The sequence below is a fragment of the Pseudomonas fluorescens genome (assembly GCF_902497745.1).
Classification (GTDB): domain Bacteria; phylum Pseudomonadota; class Gammaproteobacteria; order Pseudomonadales; family Pseudomonadaceae; genus Aquipseudomonas; species Aquipseudomonas fluorescens_BM.
Genome location: NZ_CABVHJ010000007.1, coordinates 146,229 through 167,851 on the forward strand (window position 1 = coordinate 146,229; position 21,623 = coordinate 167,851).

Here is a 21,623-nt window from a genome sequence, read left to right on the forward strand (position 1 = left end):
ACGTTGAAAGAGTAGTCCCATTTTTGCCGATGAACTGCGTGGTCGTTTGCCGCGTGACAAGTTGCCTCATTGCAGCCGCGATGCTCTGCCAGACATTTCTTGCGGCAAGCTTGCGGAAATCGATGTCTGGCTAACTAAATTTTTTGTCATAGCAACTTCCTGTTACAGACTGGTGATAACCTCGGCATTCCCCTCGAACCAGACCTGCCTTCAGATGCCCAGTCAAGCGCCCCTGCTGTTACGTCATCACCGCCCGTTTCTCGCTTTCTGGTTCGCGCGGATTTTCACCGCCAGCGGTTTTCAGATGCTCACCGTGGCGATCGGCTGGAACCTCTACCAATTGACCGGCAACGTCCTCGATCTGGGTCTGGTCGGGCTGGTCGAATTCGCGCCGCGCGTGCTGTTCATGCTGCACACCGGGCATGTCGCCGACCGCTATGACCGACGCAAAGTCGCCGCAATCTGTCAGTCGCTGCAGGCGCTAATCGCCTTGGCGCTGGCCATCGGTAGCGCCACCGATCACGTCACCCGCGAGATGATCTTCATCCTTGCCTTCCTGCTTGGCGCAGCCCGTTCGTTTGAAATGCCAACCACTCAGGCTCTGCTGCCGAGTATCGTGCCCAGCGCACTGTTCCCACGGGCAGTGGCGGCGGCGCAATCGGCGCAGCAGTCGGCGACCATCGTCGCGCCAGCGCTCGGCGGTTTGCTCTATGCGTTCGGCAGTGTCTGGGTTTATGGCCCGACGGTGCTGCTCTATGTGATCGCCTGCACCTTGATGCTCAACCTGCCCGCGCGGCAAACGCCGCTGAACAAAGGCAAAGCCACACTGGATTCGTTGCTGGCGGGGATTCGCTTCATTCGCAGCCGCCCGGACATCCTTGGGGCGATTTCGCTGGATCTGTTTGCGGTGCTGCTCGGCGGCGCCACGGCGCTGCTGCCGGTATTTGCCAAAGACATTCTGCTGACCGGGCCATGGGGCCTCGGCCTGCTACGTTCGGCGCCGGCAGTCGGCGCACTCGGCATGTCGCTGTTCCTCGCGCGGTTTGCCGTGGAGCGCAATGTCGGTCGGGTGATGTTCACAGCGGTGGGCATCTTCGGCGTCGCCACCATTGCCTTCGGCCTGTCGACCTCATTCTGGTTCTCCCTCGCGGTGCTGGTGGTGCTCGGCGCGGCGGACATGATCAGCATGGTCATCCGCGCGTCTTTCGTGCAGTTGGAAACCCCGGACGAAATGCGGGGCCGGGTCAGCGCGGTGAACGGGCTGTTTATCGGTGCTTCAAACCAGTTGGGCGAATTCGAATCCGGCGTCACCGCCCATTGGTTCGGTACTGTGCCAGCGGTGGTGATGGGCGGGATCGGCACGCTGGTGGTGACCGCGACTTGGATCAAGTTGTTCCCGACGCTGGCTAACCGGGATCGGATGCATGTGCCGGTGGAAGAGGTGAAGGTCTGACAACCTCCAAAACACAAAATAACTGAAAAGGTGCGGTACATAGTTACCGCACCGAGTGTAATGTATCGCCTTACACTCGAGCCCATGATCAAATCCTTTCAGCACAAAGGCCTTCGAGGCTTCTATGAAACAGGTTCGACTCGCGGGATTCGTGCCGACCACGCAAAACGGCTGTCGCGCATGCTGCAGTTCATGGATCGCGCTACGCTTCCCGCAGATCTGGACCTTCCGGGTTGGCGCCTGCATCGATTGAAAGGTGAACTGACGGAGTACTGGTCGCTGAGCGTTTCAGGCAACTGGCGAGTGATCTTTCGTTTTGTCGGTTCGGATATCGAACTGGTCGATTATCTGGACTACCACTGACAGGAGGCAGGCTTATGCCCATGCACAACCCGCCACACCCCGGCGAAACACTGCTGATGGATGTTTTGCCCGAGCTTGGCATCAGCGTGACCGAATTGGCCCGACACTTGGGCTTCGCGCGCCCACATCTTTCCCGTGTATTACACGGACATGCGCCAATCAGTCCGGATCTGGCTGTGCGTCTTGAGCGTGCCGGCATTGGCAAGGCGCGTGTGTGGCTAGGCGTACAAACCGACTACGATCTGTGGCAAGCGGAGCATCGGGAGCAACCGGTTATCGAACTGATCGCTGTCCACGCCTGACACCTCCAGCCACTACAACTCCCCCGCCACTTTCCCCCGCAAGGCCTTGCCGCCGAGTTGCTCGACTAGCGTCAAGGCAAACTCCAGCGCAGCGCTTGAGCCTTGTGCGGTGACGCAGTTGCCGTCGACCACCACCGGTTGATCAACAAACGTACAGCCCGAGAGTTGATGGCTGGCACTGGGCAGGCAGGTCATGCGCCGCTGGCGCAGCATGCCGAAGGATTGCAGGGCGACGGCCGGGGATTCGGCGATGGCGGCGAACAGGCGTCCGGCGCTGGCCTGATCCTTGAGCAACTGTTGCAGAGGTTGGTGCGCGGCCAGATGTTGTGAACCGACAACACCGCCGGGCAGGACGATCAGGTCGAAGGTTTGCGCCAGCACATCGACCAGCATGCCGTCGGCGGTCAGGCGTGTACCACGCGCGCAGGTGAGCATGCGTCGTCCTTCAATACTGGCGGCGACAACTTCAATCCCGGCGCGGCGCAACACGTCGATCAGGGTCACGCTTTGCAGATCATCGATGCCCTCGGCGAGGGTAATCAGGGCTCTAAAGGTCATGGGCGCTATCCACTGGGTGATACTTCAAGCGTAGTCAGCTTCACCCGGATCGCGCTGCAACAGCCGTTACTTGATGTAAAGCTGGGTCGACATCGTGTTGCGTGGCGCGTTGATCGAGGTGTTGCTGAAGGTGAAGGTGCCTTCCTGCTTGCCCGCCAGATCAAAGGTATAAAGAGAACCGACGGTTTTGTTGCCGGGAGTGCACTCGGTCAGGTTGCCGTTATCAAAGGCACACACCGGGGCACGTGTGCCGTTCACTTCAAAACCGTCCAGTGCGACCTGAGGCTGGCTCTTGCCGTAGCCGACTTCGAGCACGTAAACCTTGATATTCGGTCCGCTGTGATTGCATTGGGTTTGCGTCTGCCCATCGCCGATGTCTTCAAGACCGCAGGCAGGCGATTGCACCTTGATGACTTTCACTTGCGTCAACGGCGGTGCCGATGCCGCCCAGGCCATCGACATCCCGGCCGTCAGCGTTGCGATTAACCCGAAAGCGTTCATCCAGCGCTTGCTCATGCGTTCCCCACCCCGAAAAAATCAGCGCGCAGTATGGCGCAGTTGGCTTCAAGGCAAAACTTCGCCGACGATCGACACCAACAACCGCCATATTCCTCACGCTGCTGGTATGATGCGCGGCTTTTTCCGGCCCACCACAATTTTTCAGGCGCTTGCGACGGTCTGTGCTTTGCTGTTGAGGTCGATACATTCACGGCGCCACGCGCGCCACGGGGAGCAGACATGCTGGAAAGGCTGTTTCAACTCAAGGCACACAACACCAACGTGCGCACCGAGATTCTGGCGGGCATCACGACTTTCTTGGCCATGGCCTACATTCTGTTCGTCAACCCGAGCATTCTCGGCGAGACCGGCATGGACAAAGGTGCGGTGTTTGTCGCTACCTGTCTGGCGGCTGCCATCGGTTCGACCGTCATGGGCCTGATCGCCAACTACCCGATCGCCCTCGCCCCGGGCATGGGCCTGAACGCCTTCTTCACTTACACCGTGGTTCTGCACATGGGCCACACCTGGCAAGTGGCGCTGGGTGCGGTGTTCATTTCCGCCGTGCTGTTCTTCCTGTTGTCGATCTTCCGCATCCGGGAATGGATCATCAACAGCATCCCGCTGCCGCTGCGCTCGGCAATCGCCGCCGGTATCGGTCTTTTCCTCGCGCTGATCGCCCTGCACAACGCCGGCATCGTCGTCAGCAACCCGGCGACCATGGTCGGCCTCGGTGACCTGAAACAGCCAGCACCGATTCTCGCCACCCTCGGCTTTGCCCTCATCGTCGCCCTCGAAGCACTGAAAGTGCGTGGCGCCGTGCTGATCGGCATCCTCGCGGTGACCATCGTGTCCATCGCCATGGGCTTCACTCCGTTCGGCGGCGTGACCTCAATGCCACCTTCGCTGGCCCCGACCTTCCTGCAACTGGACATCAAAGGCGCACTGGACATCGGTCTGGTCAGCGTGATTTTCGCGTTCCTGTTCGTCGACCTGTTCGACAACTCCGGCACCCTGATCGGCGTCGCCAAGCGCGCCGGCCTGATGGGCAAGGACGGCCACATGCCGAAAATGGGTCGCGCACTGATCGCTGACAGCACCGCGGCCATGGCCGGTTCGTTGCTGGGTACTTCGACCACCACCAGTTACATCGAATCCGCGGCCGGCGTGAGTGCGGGCGGCCGTACCGGTCTGACGGCCATCGTTGTGGCGATTCTGTTCCTGCTGGCGCTGTTCTTCTCGCCACTGGCGGCCAGCGTTCCGGCTTTCGCCACGGCACCGGCGTTGCTGTTCGTCGCCGTGTTGATGACTTCCGGCCTGGCGGAAATAGACTGGGACGACATCACCGTTGCCGCGCCAGTTGTCGTGACCGCGCTGGCCATGCCGTTCACTTACTCGATCGCCAACGGCATCGCGTTCGGTTTCATCTCCTGGACCGTGATCAAGCTGCTGTCGGGCCGCGCCCGTGAGCTGAACCCGGCGCTGGTGATTCTGTCGATTCTGTTCGTGATCAAGTTGGGTTGGTTCAACGCATGACTTTCGATTCCCAGGCCTACGCCGAGCAACTAGAAGCCAAGGTCACGCGCTTGCGTGATCTGCTGGCGCCGTTCGATGCCCCCGAGCCGACCGTGTTCGACTCGCCGCTGCAGAACTTCCGTCTGCGCGCCGAATTCCGCCTGTGGCGCGAGGGTGGCGAGCGGCATTACGCGATGTTCGCTCAGGACGACAAACGCACGCCGATCCTGATCGAAGAATTCCCGATCGCTAGCCTGCGCATCAACCAGTTGATGCCGCAATTGAAGGCGGCATGGCAGGCCAGTTCGGCGCTGAACCACAAGCTGTTTCAGGTGGAATTCCTGACCACGCTGGCCGGCGATGCAATGATCACCCTGTGCTATCACCGTCCGCTGGACGAACACTGGCATACAGCGGCGACGAAGCTGGCGGCGGATCTCGGCGTCAGCATCATCGGTCGCTCGAAGGGCAAACGCGAAGTGCTTGGCCTCGATTACGTGGTCGAGAAACTCGAAGTCGGCGGTCGCACCTTCAGCTATCGCCAGCCGGAAGGCGCGTTCACCCAGCCAAACGGCACGGTGAACCAGAAGATGCTCAACTGGGCGTATGAAGCTTTGGGCGATCGCTCTGATGACTTGCTGGAGCTGTACTGCGGCAACGGCAACTTCACCCTGCCGCTCGCCACGCGCGTGCGCAAAGTGCTGGCCACCGAGATCAGCAAGACCTCGGTCAACGCTGCATTGAGCAACCTCAGCGAAAACGCTGTGGATAACGTCACTCTGGTGCGTTTGTCCGCCGAAGAACTGACCGAAGCGCTCAACGAAGTGCGCCCGTTCCGTCGCCTGCAAGGCATCGACCTGAAGAGCTACGAGTTCGGCAGTGTGTTCGTCGACCCGCCGCGCGCCGGCATGGACCCGGACACCTGCGAGCTGACCCGTCGCTTCGACAACATCCTGTACATCTCCTGCAACCCGGAAACCCTGGCGGCGAACATCGCCCAGTTGCACGACACGCACCGTATTACCCAGTGCGCGTTGTTTGACCAGTTCCCATGGACGCATCACATGGAATCGGGTGTGTTGCTGACCCGGCGTTGATTGCGCCATAGCAGATACGAAAAAGCCGTCGTGATTGACGGCTTTTTTGTGGGCGCTCATTTGTTTGTGCGATCACCGAACATAAATCGCGAAGGCCTTTTTTGTTCAATTGACCATGGTAACCATCTAGTACATTTTATCTCCACAGGCTGAAACCCTCGGCCAAAGCCAAAAACAATAAGTGGAGTTACCCCTCATGCCCCCTATCGTTCTGGTGCTCAACGGCCCGAACCTGAACCTGCTCGGCACCCGCGAGCCGGCGACTTATGGTCACGAAACCCTGGCGGACATCTCGGCGTTGTGCGGTCGCGCTGCGGAAGAATTCGGCCTGGCCGTGGAGTTTCGCCAGACCAATCACGAAGGCGAACTGCTCGACTGGATTCACGCGGCTCGCGGTCGTTGCGCCGGGATCGTGATCAATCCGGCGGCGTGGACGCACACTTCGGTGGCGATTCGCGATGCACTGGTTGCCAGTGAATTGCCAGTGATCGAAGTACACCTGTCCAACGTCCACGCCCGCGAGCCGTTTCGTCATCACTCGTTTGTCTCGGCAATTGCCACGGCGGTAATGGCCGGTTTTGGCAGTCACGGCTATCGACTGGCACTGGAACATTTCAGCCAGCGGCTGAAGGGGTAACGCGCATGTCTCGCTCTAACGTAATACTCGCCGGGCTGATCGGCGCCGGCATTCAGGCCTCGCGCACGCCAGCGCTGCATGAGCACGAAGGTGATGCCCAAGGTCTGCGCTACCTCTATCGATTGATCGATCTCGATCAGTTGAAAATGGACAGCACCGCCCTCTCCGACCTGCTGCTGGCGGCCGAGCGGATGAATTATACCGGGCTGAACATCACTTTCCCGTGCAAGCAAGCGATCATCCCGCTGCTCGATGAACTGTCGCCGGAAGCCAAAGGCATCGGCGCGGTGAACACAGTGGTGCTGAAGGACGGCAAGCGTGTTGGCCATAACACCGACTGTCTCGGTTTCGCTGAGGGTTTTCGCCGGGGGCTGAAGGACGCTGCCCGTGAACGTGTGGTCCAGATGGGCGCCGGTGGTGCGGGCGCGGCGGTGGCCCACGCCCTATTGAGCGAAGGCGTACAGCAACTGAGTATTTTCGACGTCGACCGTGAGCGCGCCGAAAGCCTGGCGAATAATCTCAATGAGCATTTTGGCTTTGGTCGTGCGGTGGCCGGGCATGATCTGCCGAGCACGCTGAATCAGGCTGACGGTCTGGTGAACACCACGCCGATGGGCATGGCCAAACTGCCAGGCATGCCGGTGCCGGTCGAGCTGCTGCGCAAGGAATTGTGGGTGGCGGAGATTGTGTACTTCCCGCTGGAAACCGAACTGCTGCGCAACGCCCGCGCGCTGGGCTGCCGGACGCTGGATGGCGGTAACATGGCGGTGTTTCAGGCGGTGAAGGCGTTTGAATTGTTCAGTGGCGTGGTGCCGGATGCGCAGCGAATGCTGGCGCATTTTCAAAGCATGAATGGCTAAAAACCTGTGGGAGCGAGCCTGCTCGCGAAGGCGTACCTTCAGTCAACATATTTACTGACTGACACACCGCTTTCGCGAGCAGGCTCGCTCCCACAAGGGGATATACGTCAGGCTTGCAGGTAGCGCAAAACGGACTCGCAAATCATCTCGCGATGCCGCTGCTTGATGCTTTCATCCGGCAGATCGATCTGAAAGATCTCGCCAAATGTGTGCCGGTTCGACACGCGATAGAAGCAGAACGAGCTGATCAGCAAATGCACATCCAGCGCATCCAGCCCCGCGCGGAACACACCCTCTTCGGCGCCACGACGCAGAATCTCGCCGAGTGAATCAAGAATGGTGTTGTTCATCGCCTTGATCGCATCGGAACGCTTCACGTATTCGGCGTTGTGGATGTTTTCGATGCTGACGATGCGCACGAAATCGACGTTGCGGTCGTGGTGATCGAAGGTGAACTCGACCAATCGCCGGATCGCCTCAACCGGCGCCAGCTCGGCCAGGTGCAGACGGTTTTCGGTGCTGCGGATATCGCCGTAAAGCTTTTCCAGCACCTCGACGTACAACTGCTCCTTACTGCCGAAGTAGTAATAGATCATGCGTTTGGAGGTGTGGATACGCTCGGCAATCGCATCGACGCGAGCCCCCGACAAGCCTTGCTGGACGAACTCGACGATCGCCTCCTGCAGGATGTTCTCGCGGGTTTTTTCCGGGTTGTTCTTGCGACTCTTGCGCGGCTCTACAGCGGACACTTCAGGAGCTGCGGAAAGTTCTGTATTCATCGTCATTGCGGGCTCACGGCCATCACTGCACAGGCGGCGATTATGGGCCGCGCAGCACAGTGAAGGAAGCCGCGCAGCCCGTGTTTAATCGCGCGTTTACGAATTTCCTACAACTTCGCCTGGCGAACGGCGCCACTGCGTGATTTGGCCATCGCCGCCAGACGCACCGCGACGTTAGCCGCGCCGTAACCGGCATAGCCGTTCTTGCGCTGGATGATCTCGAAGAAGAAGCGCCCTTCGAACGGCTCGGTGTAGACGTGGAACAGCTCGCCGCCCTGCGCGTCACGGTCGTAAAGCACGTTGTAATACGCCAGTTCGCTGAGGAATTCATCGTCGAAATCAAAACGCGCGGCGAGATCGTCGTAATAGTTCAGCGGGATATCCAGCAGCGGTACGCCGGCTTCTTTGGCGCGACTGACTTCGGCGAAGATGTCGTCACAATCGAAGGCGATGTGGTGCACGCCGGAGCCACGGTAACTCGACAGCGCATGGGAGATCGCGGTGTTGCGGTTCTCGGAGATGTTCAGCGGCAAGCGGATTGAGCTATCGCGACTGCGCAGTGCACGACTTTTTACCAGACCATATGGATCGGGCAGCACCACTTCATCGTCCGCCTCGAAATCCAGCAGGCTCTTGTAGAACAGCACCCAACTGTCGAGGCTGTCGGCTGGCAGCGCCATGGCCATGTGATCGATACGCTTGAGACCACCGCGTGCCGGCGCATCGGCCAGCAGATTGAAATCGGTGCCGTAGACATCAGCCAGTTCATCGACCAGATAGATCAGGCTGCCGTCCGGGGCGCGCACTGCCGCCAGCTCCAGCTCATTGGGGCCGACCAGTCCGCGATAGGGCTGACCTTTGTAGGCGACGGCGCGGGCCAGCGCACTGGCGCTGTCCTTGACCCGCACGGCGGTGGCGCACAGCGACGGGCCGTGAGCCTCGAAAAAGCTGTGAGCAAACGAATACGGTTCGGAGTTGAGGATCAGATTGATATCGCCCTGACGCAGCAGGCTGACACTCTTGGAACGATGCTGCCCGGCCTTGACGAACCCGAGGCGCTCCAGCCAGTTCGACAGCTTGGCGCCGAGACTTTCATCAACGGCAAACTCAAGAAACTCGATGCCGTTGTACTCGCTGGCCTTCGGCGTTTCGAAGAGAATTTCGCGGTTGGCCACAGGTTTGGTTTCCTGCTCCAGACGCTGGCGGGTTTTCTCTTCCAGATATAGCAGCGAACGCAAACCGTCGGCGGCATTGGCCCGTGGCGGCGCGGCGCGAAAGCCGTCATTGAAGATTTCCAGCGACAGCGGCCCGGTGTAACCGCTTTGAATAATCGGCGCGAGGAACCCCGGCAGATCGAACTCGCCCTGCCCAGGGAAGCAGCGGAAGTGCCGGCTCCACTCCAACACATCCATCTGCAGAATCGGCGCGTCAGCCATCTGCACGAAGAAGATCTTGTCGCCGGGAATGTCGGCGATAGCGCGCGGATCGCCCTTCAACGACAAGGTATGAAAGCTGTCGAGCAACACGCCAAGGTTCGGGTGATCGGCCTGACGCACGATGTCCCAGACCTGTTGATAAGTGTTGACGTGACGGCCCCACGCCAGCGCTTCATAACCGATGCGCAAGCCGCGTGCACCGGCGTGCTCTGCCAGCAAGCGCAGGTCATCGACTAGAATTTGTTGATCGCCGACGCTGTCGGCCGAGGCATTGCTGCAGACCAGCACCAGATCGGTGCCCAGTTCCTGCATCAGGTCGAACTTGCGTTCGGCCCGCTCGAGATTGCGCGCGAGGCGATCGCGGCGGCAGCCTTCGAAATCGCGGAACGGCTGAAACAGGGTGATGGCGATGCCGAGATCGGCGCACATCTGTTTAATTTCCCGCGGACTGCCGTCGTAGTACAGGAGGTCGTTTTCGAAAATCTCCACCCCGTCGAACCCGGCGGCGGCGATGGCTTCGAGTTTTTCCGGCAGGGTGCCGCTCAAGGAAACGGTGGCAATGGAACGCTGCATGTTTCAACTCCCGGACTGCGCCGCTTTATCTTTACTGTAGGAGCCGCCGAAGGCTGCGATCGTTTGATCTTTATTCGTCAAAAGCACAATCAAAAGATCGCAGCCTGCGGCAGCTCCTACATGGGATGGGTTTTTATAGTAGGGAAATTATTGGCTGCATCGAACGCGGCAGCAATTTAAAGTGTACTACCCGGTTAGTTTTGCGTGCGATTATCGAACACAATGGCGGTTTGGCGAATTGACGATTTTTCGTCCACTGCCCAACATCGACCGCACATTGAGTCCGGATCTGAACCACCGGTCGCAGCGTGCAAAGAAAAAAGCACACCAAATAACAAATCCAAAAACGGGTGGAACACATGATTCCTTCACAGACTTCCCGCATGGCTCCGGCCATGAGCACTGCCTCGGGTGGCATCGGCGACAAGATCCGCGGCGCCATGGCCGTCGGCAAGACCCGTTGGGGCATGCTGGCGCTGGTGTTTTTCGCCACTACCCTGAACTACATCGACCGCGCCGCCCTCGGCGTCATGCAGCCCATCCTCGCCAAGGAAATGAGCTGGACGGCGATGGATTACGCCAACATCAACTTCTGGTTTCAGGTCGGCTACGCGATCGGTTTCGTCCTGCAAGGCCGACTGATCGACCGGGTCGGCGTCAAACGCGTGTTCTTCTGCGCTGTGCTGCTGTGGAGCCTGGCCACCGGTGCCCACGGTCTGGCGACTTCGGCCGTCGGTTTCATGGTCTGCCGATTTATCCTCGGTCTCACCGAAGCGGCGAACTACCCGGCCTGCGTGAAAACCACACGCCTGTGGTTCCCGGCTGGTGAACGTGCGGTTGCCACCGGCATCTTCAACGCCGGTACCAACGTCGGTGCGATGTTCACGCCAATGCTGCTGCCGCTGGTCCTGCACGTCTGGGGCTGGCAAGCGGCGTTCCTGTGCATGTCGGCACTGGGCGGGATCTGGTTGCTGTTCTGGGGTTTGAAGTACTTCAACCCGGAAGATCACCCGAGCGTCAAACAGTCCGAACTGGACTACATCCAGCAAGAAGTCGAACCGGAACAGGCCCGCGTGCCGTTCTCGAAAATCCTCCGTATGCGCGGCACCTGGGCCTTCGCCCTCGCCTACTCGCTGACCGCACCGGTGTTCTGGTTCTACCTGTACTGGCTGCCACCGTTTCTCAATCAGCAATACAACCTGGGCATCAACGTCACCCAGATGGGTATTCCGCTGATCATCATCTACGTGACGGCTGACTTCGGCAGCGTCGGCGGCGGCATTCTGTCTTCGTTCCTGATCGGTCGCGGGATGAACTCGATCAAGGCGCGCCTGCTGTCGATGTTCCTGTTTGCCTGCTGCATCATCGGCGTGGTCATGGCGGCCGGTTCAGCCAATCTGTGGGTTGCAGTCGCGGCGATCTCTCTGGCCATCGGTGCGCACCAGGCCTGGACGGCGAACATCTGGAGCCTGGTGATGGACTACACGCCCAAGCACATGATGAGCACGGTGTTTGGCTTCGGTGGTATGTGCGCAGCGATCGGCGGGATGTTCATGACCCAGATCGTCGGCCACATCCTCACTGTGACCAACAACAACTACACCGTGTTGTTCACCCTGATTCCGGCGATGTACTTCATTGCGCTGACGTGGATGTACTTCATGGCACCGCGCAAGATTCCGACCGTCACCGAATAAAACAACTAATACCCTGTGGGAGCGAGCCTGCTCGCGAATGCGGACTTTCATTCAACATCAATGTTGACTGACTCACCGTCTTCGCGAGCAGGCTCGCTCCCACAAGGGCAGATCATTTTATTCAGCGACGGCTCTGCTGCCACGCTGCCGCCAGTCCGCTGCAACAGATCACTGCGATGCCGATAATCGTCAACAGACTCGGCGTGTGATTGAACAGCAACCAGCCCAACAACCCCGCGAACACGATCTGGCAATAACCGAACGGCGCCAGCAGCGCCGGTGCCGCATGACGAAACGCCTGGGTCAAAAACAAATGCGCGGTCATCCCGCAACTGCCCAGCGCCAGCATCAGCCCGGCGTGGGTCAGCGTTGGCACCTGCCAGAAGAACGGTACCAGCGCACTCATTACCAGTGTGTTGCACAGCCCGGCAAAAAAGTTGCTGGTGGTCGGGCTATCGATTTCGGCGAGCTTGCGCGTCAGCAACTGATAGAAGCAGAAAAACAGCGCCGAACAGAACGGCAGCAATACCGCCGGTGTGAACAACTCACCGCCGGGATGGACGATGATCAGCACGCCGATAAAACCGCAAATCACTGCAATCCATTGGCCACGTGTGACCCGCTCTTTGAGCAGCGGCACTGACAATGCTGTCACCAGGACCGGCGCAAGAAAGTTGACCGCCGTGGCTTCCGCCAATGGGATGTACAACAGCGCCGTGGTGAAAAACAGACTGGTGCCGAGCAGGCAAAGTGCCCGAACCAACTGCCACAACGGCTTCTTTGTGCGTAGGACGCGTAACCCGGATTGCGGCAGAAAAATCCCCGCCATGAGCAAGGTGTGCACCAGATAGCGCGCCCAGACCACCATCACGATGGGATAGAAACCGGACAGGTATTTCGACAGCGCGTCGTGACTGGAGAACAGGAAGGTTGCCACGACAATCAGCAAGATCCCCTTGAAGGGTTGGTTGACTCCGGAAAGCGGGGTGCTGACGGTCATTGGATTTCCTTGTGTTGCCATAAAAAATCAAAAGCTTCGCAGGCAAGCCCCGTTTGACATGGACGATGCCATTCCTGTGGGAGCGTGGCTTGCCCGCGATAGATGCGCAGCACCGCTCACAGCCGCGCCAACAATTCCCGGGTTTTATCAATCGCCATCTGCGCCCGCTGCAGTCCACTCACCCCTTGCTCCAACAGTTTCACCGTGGGAATTTCCAGACTCAGTGGGATATTAGCCGGCAACGCTTTCAACAACCCGAGCAAGTCGCAATCGCCTTCGCCGGGAAACCGCCGCTCGTTGCGCGCCTGACGCAAAATCTCGGCCATGTCTGACGGTCGCGGTCCCGCCACATCACATAATTGCGCATAACGCAGACGCGACGCTGGCACTTTAGCCAGATCCTCCAAACGTGATGCCGAACGATCAAAGTGGAACGCATCAATCAGCACCGCAGCGTTTTCCCGATCCGCGTTCTCGACAATGCGCAGCGCTTGCTGAAGATCGCGCGCATCGGTCCAGGGCATGAACTCCAGATGCGGGTGCAACCCGTAAGGCGCCGCCAAATCACACAGCGCCGCAAAGTTCTCGGTCAGCCGCTGTTCGTCAGAATCGTTACCGGCGACCAGTAATTCCGTAGCGCCAAATTCCGCGCCGACCGTCAGAAGTTTCTCGAAATCGGCGACAACGGTGTGCGGCTTCAAACGGAGGATTTCCACGTCCAGCACGCAGATGCCAGTGTCACGCAACTGCGCCAATGTCTGACGCCGTAAATCACCATCGGCTACCAACGGAAAGTGATATTCCTCAGGCGTCGCCGGTTCCAGGCGCAAGCCGACATGGCTGTAACCGGCACGCGCAGCCACTTCAACCATTTGCGGTGGCGACAGCTCCAGCACTGTGAGGCTGGCCAGGGACAGGATTCGTTCACTCATGTTCAAGCCTCGATCAACACAGGGGTGCAGGTACGGCCCGTGGCGGCGGCCTCGCGTATGGCCTCTATCAGCGCCAAAGTGCGCGCAGCGTCGGCCGCGCTCACCAGCGGCTCGACTTCACGCCGCGCGACGCGTACGAAATGTTGTAACTGCAAGCGCAAAGCATCGTCACCGCTGTAGGACTCTTCGACCAGCAACAACGGTTCATGCCAACCGGCGTCGACCTGATCAGCGGCGTAATGCCAACGCTTGAGTTGCGGAATGCTCAAGGCGCCAGCGGTCCCGGCCAGCAGATAACAGGGCTGATCGGCCTGACGCGGATACACCGGGTTCTCACCGGAATCCAGCTCCCAACTCCAAGGCGCAGCCACTGCGTCGGACCCGCTCAGGGTTCCCAATGTGCCACCCTCGAATTGCAGCAACACCGCCGCGCTGTCTTCGTTGGCGAAACCGCGCACGGTGTTGTCGGTGACCGCTTGCACCGAGCGTACTTCACCACACAGATGCCTTAACAGATCGAGGTCGTGAATCAGGTTGGTCAGCAACATCCCGGCACCCGGTTCGCGGCGCCACGGGATCTCGAAATAGCTGTCCGGCTTGCGCAACTGAAACAGTGCGGTCACCGTGGTCAACCGCCCGAGCGCCCCGCTCTGCACCAGCTCACGGGCGCGCACGATCAGTGGGTTGTGGCGCCGGTGATGGCCGACCAGCACTGGCACGCCGCTGCTTTTAACCGTAGCAACCAGTTTGCGCACTTCATCGATGTGCACCCCGACCGGCTTCTCCAGCAGCACCGGCACATCCGCCGCCAGACAATCGAGTGCGGTGCTGACGTGTTGATTATTCGGGTTGGCGACGATGACTGCGTCTGGCCGGATGAGCTCAAGCATCTGACGATGATCGGCGAAATGCCTGACACCCCATTCAGCTGCAAGAGCTGCGGCTTGCGGCCCAGGATCAGCCACCGCGCACAGCGTCGCTTCGGTGAGGGTTTGCAGGTGCCGATAATGTTGCTGGCCCATGTTGCCGGCGCCGATGAGGGCGATTCGAAGGGGCGAATTCAAGGTACGGTCCTTTTGTGATTGTTGTTGGAATATCACTCCAGAAACAATTTAGAACCGAGTTCCAGAATCAAACACCCATCAACCGCAGAACCGTGCGAACACCGCACAATTTTCCTGAACAACTCAAAATCAAATGTGGGAGCGAGCCTGCTCGCGAATGCGGTACGTCAATGAAATAAAAGTGACTGACACACCGCTTTCGCGAGCAGGCTCGCTCCCACAGGGGGCCTATGTGAATTGTGAATTCGGATCAGATAAACAATTCAGAGGCCAGGCTTGCTGCTGATAATTCTTCGGTGAAGGTCAGCAACAACGGCGCCAGCTCATGCAAGCGCGCCCCCGGCATTCGCGCACTCGGTCCGGCGATACTGAGTACACCGATCACCCGACCATCCGTTGGATGCCTCACCACCGCCGCAATCGCCGAAGTGCCGACCGCCGAACTTTCTTCAACACAGGCATAACCCTGCTCACGAGCCAGACGCAGCCGCTCCAGCAGTTCGATATTCGAGCGCGGCGCATTCGGCCCGACACCCACTGGCACTTCCGCAGCCTGACGCTCGACCATCGCCAACGCCTCTGCATCGCTCATGCATGCCAGCCACGCATGCCCGGACGCGGTATAGAACAGCGGCGCATCGCGGCCCATGTCCGGGTCATAACGCAGGCCGCTGCGCGCGCCTTGCGCCTTGGCGATCCAGGTCTGGCGCTCGCCGTCGATCACGCCCAGACGCACCAGTTCACCGGTTTCCTGCGCCAGTCGGTCGAGTACCGGCTGGACGATGTCGGCACCGCTGCTCGACAGGTATTGAAAGCCCATCGCCACCAGTTTGGTCGACAAGTGATAACGCAAGGTTTCCGGATTCTGCCGCACGTAGCCCAAACGGATCAGCTCGGCGAGCAGGCGGTGTGTCGCGCTTTTTGGAATATCCAGTTGCTCGGCCAGGGTCTGCATCGGCAGCCCGCGCGAATCACTGGTAAGGCTTTCCAGCACGCTGAAAACCCGTTCGATTTGACTGCCAGCCATGGGGAGATCCAAAGGAAATTTCGCCGATTCTAGAAGACATCGGCGGCAAAGCGAAATCTGGAACCGTCTGTTCGATAAACGCCCGCTTTGTTGGATCAAGACTTGTCGATCAACTTCCGCACTGGGTATTTTCTGGAATCAAATTCCAAAAACAATCACCGCTGGAGCGTTGCTTTCATGTCTGCCGAACTCCCTGATATCGACTGCGACGCATTGGTCGTCGGTTCCGGCGCTGCCGGGTTGTCGGCCGCAGTGACTGCCGCGTGGCATGGCTTGAAAGTCATCGTTGTCGAGAAAGACCCGGTATTCGGTGGCGCCACTGCCTGGTCCGGCGGCTGGGCGTGGGTGCCGTGCAATCCGCTGGCCCGTCGCGCCGGAATCGTCGAAGACATCGAACAACCGCGCACCTATTTACGCCATGAGTTGGGCGCGCACTTTGACCCGGCCATGGTCGACGCCTTCCTTGAAGCGGGGCCGCACATGGTGGCGTTTTTCGAGCAGCACACTGCCCTGCAATTTGCCGATGGCAATGCCATTGCCGACATTCATGGCGATACGCCGGGCGCTGGCACTGGCGGCCGATCGGTCATCGCTGCGCCTTACGATGGACGCAAGGTCGGACGCCTGCTCAAGCGCCTTCGTACAACGATGCGCGAAACGTCCTTCATGGGCATGCCGATCATGGCCGGGGCGGATCTGTCGGCATTCCTCAATCTGACGCGCTCGTTGAAAGCCGCATGGCATGTGGCCCAACGCTTCACTCGGCACCTGTTCGACCTCGCGGTGCATGGCCGGGCGATGCAACTGGTCAACGGCGTGGCGCTGGTGGCGCGGTTGGCGAAGTCCGCCGAAGACCTCGGCGTATTGCTGTGGGAATCGGCGCCTGTGACGGAACTGCTGCGCAACGACAATCGCGTTTCGGGTGCAGTGATCAACAGCAGCAAAGGGCCGGTCCGTATCCACGCACGCAAAGCCGTGGTGCTCGCCGCCGGTGGTTTTGCCAATGACATCGAGCGGCGCAAAGCCCTGTTCCCGCGCACGCCGACCGGTCACGAGCATTGGGCGCTGCCACCGCTGGCCGTCAACGGCGATGGCCTGCGCTTGGGCGAAAGCGTCGGCGCGCGGGTCAACACCGATATGGCTTCGCCCGTGGCGTGGGCGCCGGTATCGCAAGTGCCCCATTCCGACGGCAGCACCGGCCATTTCCCACACATCATCGAGCGCGGCAAACCCGGGATCATCGGCGTGCTGAGTAACGGCCAGCGCTTCGTCAACGAAGCCAACGGTTACTACGATTACGTCAGCGCGATGGTTGCCGCTGCGCCGGAAGGCGAAGAAGTAGCGTCCTGGCTGATCTGCACCCGCGCCTTTCAACGGCGTTATGGCTTGGGCATATCGCGGCCATTTCCGCTGCCGGTGTCAGATTTTATCCGCAGCGGTTACCTGAAAACCGGCAACACCGTTGAAGAATTAGCCAACGCTTGCGGCATCGATCCGGTTGGTTTGCGCCACACCGTCGACGAATACAACCGCCATGCCCGCCATGGCGAAGACCCGTTGTTCGGCCGCGGCACAACACCCTACAACCGCAAACAGGGTGATCCGGCGAACCTTCCCAACCCCTGCGTTGCCCCAATAGACAGCGGCCCGTTCTATGCCGTGAAAGTCCAGCCGGGCTGCTTCGGCACCTTCGCCGGACTCAAGGTCAACCCCCACGCGCAAGTGCTGGACGCCCACGAACAACCCATCGCCGGCCTCTACGCGGCGGGTGGCGACATGGCCAGCATCATGGGCGGCCACTACCCGGCGGGCGGGATCAACCTCGGCCCGGCACTGACTTTCGGTTACATCGCCGCCCGGCATATTGCCGACATCACTGCTTTCGAACAGGAGATCGACCATGCAGCACATCGTTAACGCCCAGGGTTTGAACATGCCAAAACTTGGCCTCGGCACTTGGCCAATGCTCGGTGACGAATGCACCCACGCCGTCGAGCAAGCGCTGGAACTGGGTTATCGACACATCGACACGGCGGCGGCCTACAACAACGAAGACGCCGTCGGACAAGCACTGGCGAATACGCCGACACCGCGCGAACAGATTCATGTCACCACCAAGGTCTGGTGGGACCAGCTGCAACCCGACGCGATGCGCCACTCCATGGATCGCAGCCTCACAGCCCTGCGCAGTGATTACGTCGATCTGTTCATGATTCATTGGCCGACAACCGACTGGGATTTGCCAAGCACCCTCGCCACGTTGGCCTCCTTCAAAGAGCAAGGTCTGGCGCGCAACATCGGCGTGGCGAATTTTCCGCTGCCCCTGCTACGCAAAGTCGTCGAGGAATATGGGATTGGTCTGTCAGCGATTCAGGTCGAGTACCACGTCCTGCTCGGCCAGAACGCCCTGCTCGACTACGCCCGGCAACACGATATGGCGCTGACGGCCTACACCCCGCTGGCGCGTAACAAGGTGTCGGACATCCCGCAGATCCAACAGATCGCCGAAAAACATAACGTGTTACCAACGCAAGTCGCACTCAAGTGGCTGCTCGAGCAGGCCAGCGTCGCAGCGATTCCCAAGGCCAGCAGTCGGGCCAATCAACTGGCCAACCTACAGGCGTTGAATGTCGACCTGGACCCGGCAGACCGGGCGCTTATCGCCGGTTTGTCGAAACGCGAACGCCAGGTCAATCCGGCGTTTGCCCCCGTGTGGGACGAATTCGATAACTGACGAGGAAAATGGTCGACTTCTCTCATTTCCGGGCAAACGTCTTACGTGCTCTTACAGATCTGTCCTGCACGCATTTTCCGCTGCGGTTATTCATAGGGCCGGCGATAAACGCCCAATCAACCTATGAGAGAAATCGATCATGTTATGGAACAAGGCAAAACGCAGCGAAAACGTAAACGACCAACGAAAGGACAAGGATGTCCGTAGCCCGACAGGGAAAATCCTTGCCGCCGGCCTGGTTGCCTCCGTGCTGGGCATTTCGGCGACATTCTGGGCCGACATTGAAAAAGCATTCGGCCCGGAAGCCGCAGTGATCGCCAAGGTACAAACGGAGGCGGCCATCCAGCACCAGCTTCAGATCCATGATGACCCGCATCGCTTCTTCGTCGAGTCCATCTTGGGAAGCAGCGAAGAAGTCTGGACTGAACTGTTTGCGCAACAGGGCAAACAGTATCAGCCGCCAGCACTGGTTCTGTTTGATGAAAAAGTCGCGACGGGCTGCGGGCCACAGCGCCCGAATGAAATGGGCTTGTTTTACTGCCCTGAGGATAAAACGATCTACATCAATCTCGAAACACTGGGAGAAGTGGCCGTCCAGTCCTCAACCGTCAGCGACTTCGCTCAGGCCTATGCGATCATTCACGAGGTCGGGCACCATATTCAGAACGAAACCGGGGTGCTCACACGCCTTGAGCAAGCCCAGGCGCAGGGGCAAAAATATCCAGGGGCGGACGGGCTGAGTGTTCGTCTGGAGTTGCAAGCCGATTGTCTGGCAGGCGTCTGGGCGCACCACGCGCAAGAGCGCTTCAAATGGCTGGAACCCGGAGATATTGATGAAGCGCTGACGGCCGCCTCCATGGTCGGTGATGACTACTTGATGCGCAAGGCGAATAACACCGTCAACCCGAAGGAGTTCGCTCACGGCACCTCCGAGCAACGCATCAAATGGTTCAATACCGGATTCAATGACGCTGAGGGCGACTGCAGGACCTTTGACGGCGCGCAGTTATAGTCCGTGACAACAGCGTGAATCAATGCCACACCAGTGATCGAACTGTCAGTCCAATCCTAATGTCTGACGACCGGACTGGCGCCACTCTCGCACAGCAGCAACACTCATCACCACGTTACTCTCCACCGGATAAGAAGAGGATTCCTACATGCTATGGAAAAAAGGCCGACGCAGTGACAACGTCGTCGATGCCCGTGGTGATGATGCCGGCGGCGGTGGCGGCATGCGCTTCGGCGGTGGCAAAGGCCTGAGCCTGGGCGCGATTCTGCTGATCGTCGGTATTGGCTGGATCACCGGCCAGGATCCGCTGCAGATTCTCGGTCAGCTCGCCGGGCAATCGGGCCAGCAAGCCGCGCCCACCTCACAAACCCGTCAGGCGCCGCCGGCCAACGATGAGCAAGCCGAATTCGTCCGCTCGATCCTTGGTGATACCGAAGACACCTGGGGCACGATTTTCCAGCAGGCTGGCCGGCAATATAAAGACCCGACCCTGGTGCTGTTCAGCAATCGGGTCAACTCGGCCTGCGGGCTTGCGACCTCGGCGACCGGCCCGTTCTATTGCCCGGCCGACCAGAAGGTCTATCTGGACATGGCGTTCTTCCAGGAAATGTCACAACGCTTCAAGGCCGCCGGTGACTTCGCTCAGGCCTACGTGATCGCGCATGAAGTCGGACACCATGTGCAGACGCTTCTTGGCGTCTCGGCGAAAATTCAGACAGCCCGCCAGCAAGGCCGGCAGATAGAAGGCGATGGCGGCTTGCTGGTGCGCCAGGAACTGCAGGCCGACTGCCTCGCTGGTGTCTGGGCCTATAGCGCACAGAAACGCTTGAACTGGCTGGAACCGGGTGACATCGAAGAAGCCTTGAATGCGGCCAACGCCATCGGTGATGATCGCCTGCAACAACAGGGTCAGGGCCGTGTGGTGCCGGACTCGTTTACTCACGGTACGTCGGCGCAAAGGGTGCGCTGGTTCAAAACCGGATTCGCGCAGGGCCAGGTCGGCCAGTGCGACACCTTCGCGGCGAAAAACCTGTAAATGCATAAATGGCTTCTAGCGTTACTGATTGTTGGCAGCACTGCGCAAGCCGCCGGTGTCGATGCGATCAGCCCCGGTCGCTTGCAACTCAAGGCCGGGGAAATGGCGGTGGGCATCGGGCCTGCGCCGGAGAAGATCGAGCGAGTGTTGATCGTCATTCATGGCCGATTGCGCAACGCCGAGACCTATCGCAAAAGCGCCGAGAGTGCGGCCGAGCTGGCGGGACAAACCACGCACACCTTGGTGATTGCCCCGCAGTTTCTCAATGAAAGTGACGTTGCCTTGTACTCGTTGCCCGCCACCGTCCTGCGCTGGCAGGGCAACGAATGGATGGGCGGCGGGTTATCCACAGGGCCGAATCCGTTGAGTTCCTATGCGGCACTCGATGAGATCATCGGACGGATCAGCGATCGCAAACAGTTTCCCGACGTGAAGCAGATCGTAATCTTCGGTCATTCCGGCGGCGGCCAGGTTGTACAGCGTTATGCCCTGCTGGCCAAGGATCAACCGGCGCTGAAGGCCAACGGCATTGGTCTGCGTTATGTGGTGGCGAATCCGTCGTCGTACGCGTATTTCAATGAACAACGGCCGGTGGCGTTCGATCACGCCAAGTGCGCGGGTTTCAATCGCTGGAAGTACGGTCTGTCAGACATGCCGGTCTATGCCGGTGGGCAAACGCCGTTGCAGCTTGAGAGCAGTTACGTCAAACGCGAGGTGATTTATCTGCTTGGGCAGCAGGACATCGATCCCAAGCACCCGGCCCTGGACAAGCGTTGTGAAGCCGAGGCGCAAGGTGCGTATCGCCTGGAACGTGGGAAGTTGTACTTCGGGTATTTGCTGCGCCGCCATCCGGAAGGGGTGAATCAAAGGTTGGTTGAAGTGCCCGGGGTCGGGCATAACGGCGATGGGATGCTGACCTCGCCGGAGGGGCAGAAGGCGTTGTTTGAACAGTAAGTTGTGCGGTGGATGATCTGGCCTCTTCGCGAGCAGGCTCGCTCCCACATTGGATTGATGCATTACACAAAATCTCTGTGCACCGGAGATCTAATG

At 59.5% G+C, this 21,623-nt stretch carries 21 protein-coding genes; 13 read left to right on the forward strand and 8 right to left on the reverse strand.

The window, feature by feature from the left end:
- The first annotated feature begins 214 nt into the window (after positions 1-214).
- The 3 genes from F8N44_RS13100 to F8N44_RS13110 all read left to right on the forward strand — a co-directional run bounded on the left by F8N44_RS13100 (position 215) and on the right by F8N44_RS13110 (position 2,118).
- Complete coding sequence (locus F8N44_RS13100; RefSeq protein WP_150650578.1) at positions 215-1,453, forward strand: MFS transporter; 1,239 nt, start codon at positions 215-217, stop codon at positions 1,451-1,453.
- An 84-nt stretch (positions 1,454-1,537) separates the two neighbouring features.
- Positions 1,538-1,816 carry a type II toxin-antitoxin system RelE/ParE family toxin gene (locus F8N44_RS13105; protein ID WP_122607875.1) on the forward strand — a complete coding sequence of 93 codons (279 nt, stop codon included), beginning with the start codon at positions 1,538-1,540 and terminating at the stop codon, positions 1,814-1,816.
- A 14-nt stretch (positions 1,817-1,830) separates the two neighbouring features.
- The gene (locus tag F8N44_RS13110) at positions 1,831-2,118 is read left to right on the forward strand and encodes a HigA family addiction module antitoxin (protein ID WP_095048728.1); all 288 of its coding nucleotides are present in this window, start codon (positions 1,831-1,833) and stop codon (positions 2,116-2,118) included.
- A gap of 12 nt (positions 2,119-2,130) precedes the next feature.
- On the opposite strand, the gene F8N44_RS13115 is transcribed toward F8N44_RS13110, so the two are convergent.
- Complete coding sequence (locus tag F8N44_RS13115) at positions 2,131-2,676, reverse strand: DJ-1 family glyoxalase III (protein WP_150650579.1); 546 nt, start codon at positions 2,674-2,676, stop codon at positions 2,131-2,133.
- A 66-nt stretch (positions 2,677-2,742) separates the two neighbouring features.
- On the reverse strand, positions 2,743-3,192 hold the full coding sequence (locus tag F8N44_RS13120) for a DUF4879 domain-containing protein (RefSeq protein ID WP_150650580.1): 450 nt from the start codon (positions 3,190-3,192) through the stop codon (positions 2,743-2,745).
- A 222-nt stretch (positions 3,193-3,414) separates the two neighbouring features.
- Between F8N44_RS13120 and F8N44_RS13125 the strand changes: the two genes are divergently transcribed.
- The 4 genes from F8N44_RS13125 to F8N44_RS13140 all read left to right on the forward strand — a co-directional run bounded on the left by F8N44_RS13125 (position 3,415) and on the right by F8N44_RS13140 (position 7,283).
- A complete protein-coding gene (locus F8N44_RS13125; protein WP_016986174.1) occupies positions 3,415-4,710 on the forward strand; it encodes an NCS2 family permease in 1,296 nt (431 codons plus the stop codon).
- Entirely contained in the window at positions 4,707-5,786 is a 1,080-nt protein-coding gene (gene trmA, locus F8N44_RS13130) for a tRNA (uridine(54)-C5)-methyltransferase TrmA (protein WP_150650581.1), read from the forward strand. Before F8N44_RS13125 ends, trmA begins: the two co-directional genes overlap by 4 nt.
- Positions 5,787-5,982: 196 nt before the next feature.
- Positions 5,983-6,423, forward strand: a complete 441-nt coding sequence (aroQ, locus tag F8N44_RS13135; protein WP_008084592.1) for a type II 3-dehydroquinate dehydratase — start codon at positions 5,983-5,985, stop codon at positions 6,421-6,423.
- A 5-nt stretch (positions 6,424-6,428) separates the two neighbouring features.
- A complete protein-coding gene (locus tag F8N44_RS13140; protein WP_150650582.1) occupies positions 6,429-7,283 on the forward strand; it encodes a shikimate dehydrogenase in 855 nt (284 codons plus the stop codon).
- A gap of 107 nt (positions 7,284-7,390) precedes the next feature.
- Here F8N44_RS13140 and F8N44_RS13145 read toward each other — a convergent pair whose 3' ends face one another.
- Both F8N44_RS13145 and quiC read right to left on the reverse strand, forming a co-directional pair.
- The gene (locus F8N44_RS13145; RefSeq protein ID WP_016986169.1) at positions 7,391-8,068 is read right to left on the reverse strand and encodes a TetR family transcriptional regulator; all 678 of its coding nucleotides are present in this window, start codon (positions 8,066-8,068) and stop codon (positions 7,391-7,393) included.
- Positions 8,069-8,169: 101 nt separating this feature from the next.
- On the reverse strand, positions 8,170-10,071 hold the full coding sequence (quiC, locus tag F8N44_RS13150; protein WP_150650583.1) for a 3-dehydroshikimate dehydratase QuiC: 1,902 nt from the start codon (positions 10,069-10,071) through the stop codon (positions 8,170-8,172).
- Positions 10,072-10,430: 359 nt separating this feature from the next.
- Between quiC and F8N44_RS13155 the strand changes: the two genes are divergently transcribed.
- Positions 10,431-11,768 (forward strand): MFS transporter, encoded by a 1,338-nt coding sequence (locus F8N44_RS13155; protein WP_150650584.1) that lies wholly within the window; start codon positions 10,431-10,433, stop codon positions 11,766-11,768.
- Positions 11,769-11,889: 121 nt separating this feature from the next.
- Here F8N44_RS13155 and F8N44_RS13160 read toward each other — a convergent pair whose 3' ends face one another.
- From F8N44_RS13160 to F8N44_RS13175, 4 genes are all read right to left on the reverse strand, one after another.
- Positions 11,890-12,768 carry a DMT family transporter gene (locus F8N44_RS13160; RefSeq protein WP_150650585.1) on the reverse strand — a complete coding sequence of 293 codons (879 nt, stop codon included), beginning with the start codon at positions 12,766-12,768 and terminating at the stop codon, positions 11,890-11,892.
- A 116-nt stretch (positions 12,769-12,884) separates the two neighbouring features.
- The gene (locus F8N44_RS13165) at positions 12,885-13,700 is read right to left on the reverse strand and encodes a sugar phosphate isomerase/epimerase family protein (protein ID WP_150650586.1); all 816 of its coding nucleotides are present in this window, start codon (positions 13,698-13,700) and stop codon (positions 12,885-12,887) included.
- 2 nt (positions 13,701-13,702) lie between these two features.
- Positions 13,703-14,764 (reverse strand): Gfo/Idh/MocA family protein, encoded by a 1,062-nt coding sequence (locus F8N44_RS13170; protein ID WP_150650587.1) that lies wholly within the window; start codon positions 14,762-14,764, stop codon positions 13,703-13,705.
- Positions 14,765-15,014: 250 nt separating this feature from the next.
- Entirely contained in the window at positions 15,015-15,791 is a 777-nt protein-coding gene (locus F8N44_RS13175) for an IclR family transcriptional regulator (RefSeq protein WP_150650588.1), read from the reverse strand.
- Positions 15,792-15,968: 177 nt separating this feature from the next.
- On the opposite strand from F8N44_RS13175, the gene F8N44_RS13180 reads away from it, so the two are divergent.
- The 5 genes from F8N44_RS13180 to F8N44_RS13200 all read left to right on the forward strand — a co-directional run bounded on the left by F8N44_RS13180 (position 15,969) and on the right by F8N44_RS13200 (position 21,527).
- On the forward strand, positions 15,969-17,708 hold the full coding sequence (locus tag F8N44_RS13180; protein ID WP_150650589.1) for an FAD-dependent oxidoreductase: 1,740 nt from the start codon (positions 15,969-15,971) through the stop codon (positions 17,706-17,708).
- Complete coding sequence (locus F8N44_RS13185; protein ID WP_150650590.1) at positions 17,692-18,525, forward strand: aldo/keto reductase; 834 nt, start codon at positions 17,692-17,694, stop codon at positions 18,523-18,525. Before F8N44_RS13180 ends, F8N44_RS13185 begins: the two co-directional genes overlap by 17 nt.
- 139 nt (positions 18,526-18,664) lie before the next feature.
- Positions 18,665-19,537 (forward strand): neutral zinc metallopeptidase, encoded by an 873-nt coding sequence (locus tag F8N44_RS13190; RefSeq protein WP_150650591.1) that lies wholly within the window; start codon positions 18,665-18,667, stop codon positions 19,535-19,537.
- Positions 19,538-19,685: 148 nt separating this feature from the next.
- Positions 19,686-20,573: a neutral zinc metallopeptidase gene (locus tag F8N44_RS13195; protein WP_150650592.1), complete on the forward strand. Its 888-nt coding sequence runs from the start codon at positions 19,686-19,688 to the stop codon at positions 20,571-20,573.
- Positions 20,574-21,527, forward strand: a complete 954-nt coding sequence (locus F8N44_RS13200; protein WP_150650593.1) for an alpha/beta hydrolase — start codon at positions 20,574-20,576, stop codon at positions 21,525-21,527.
- Positions 21,528-21,623: the final 96 nt, after the last annotated feature.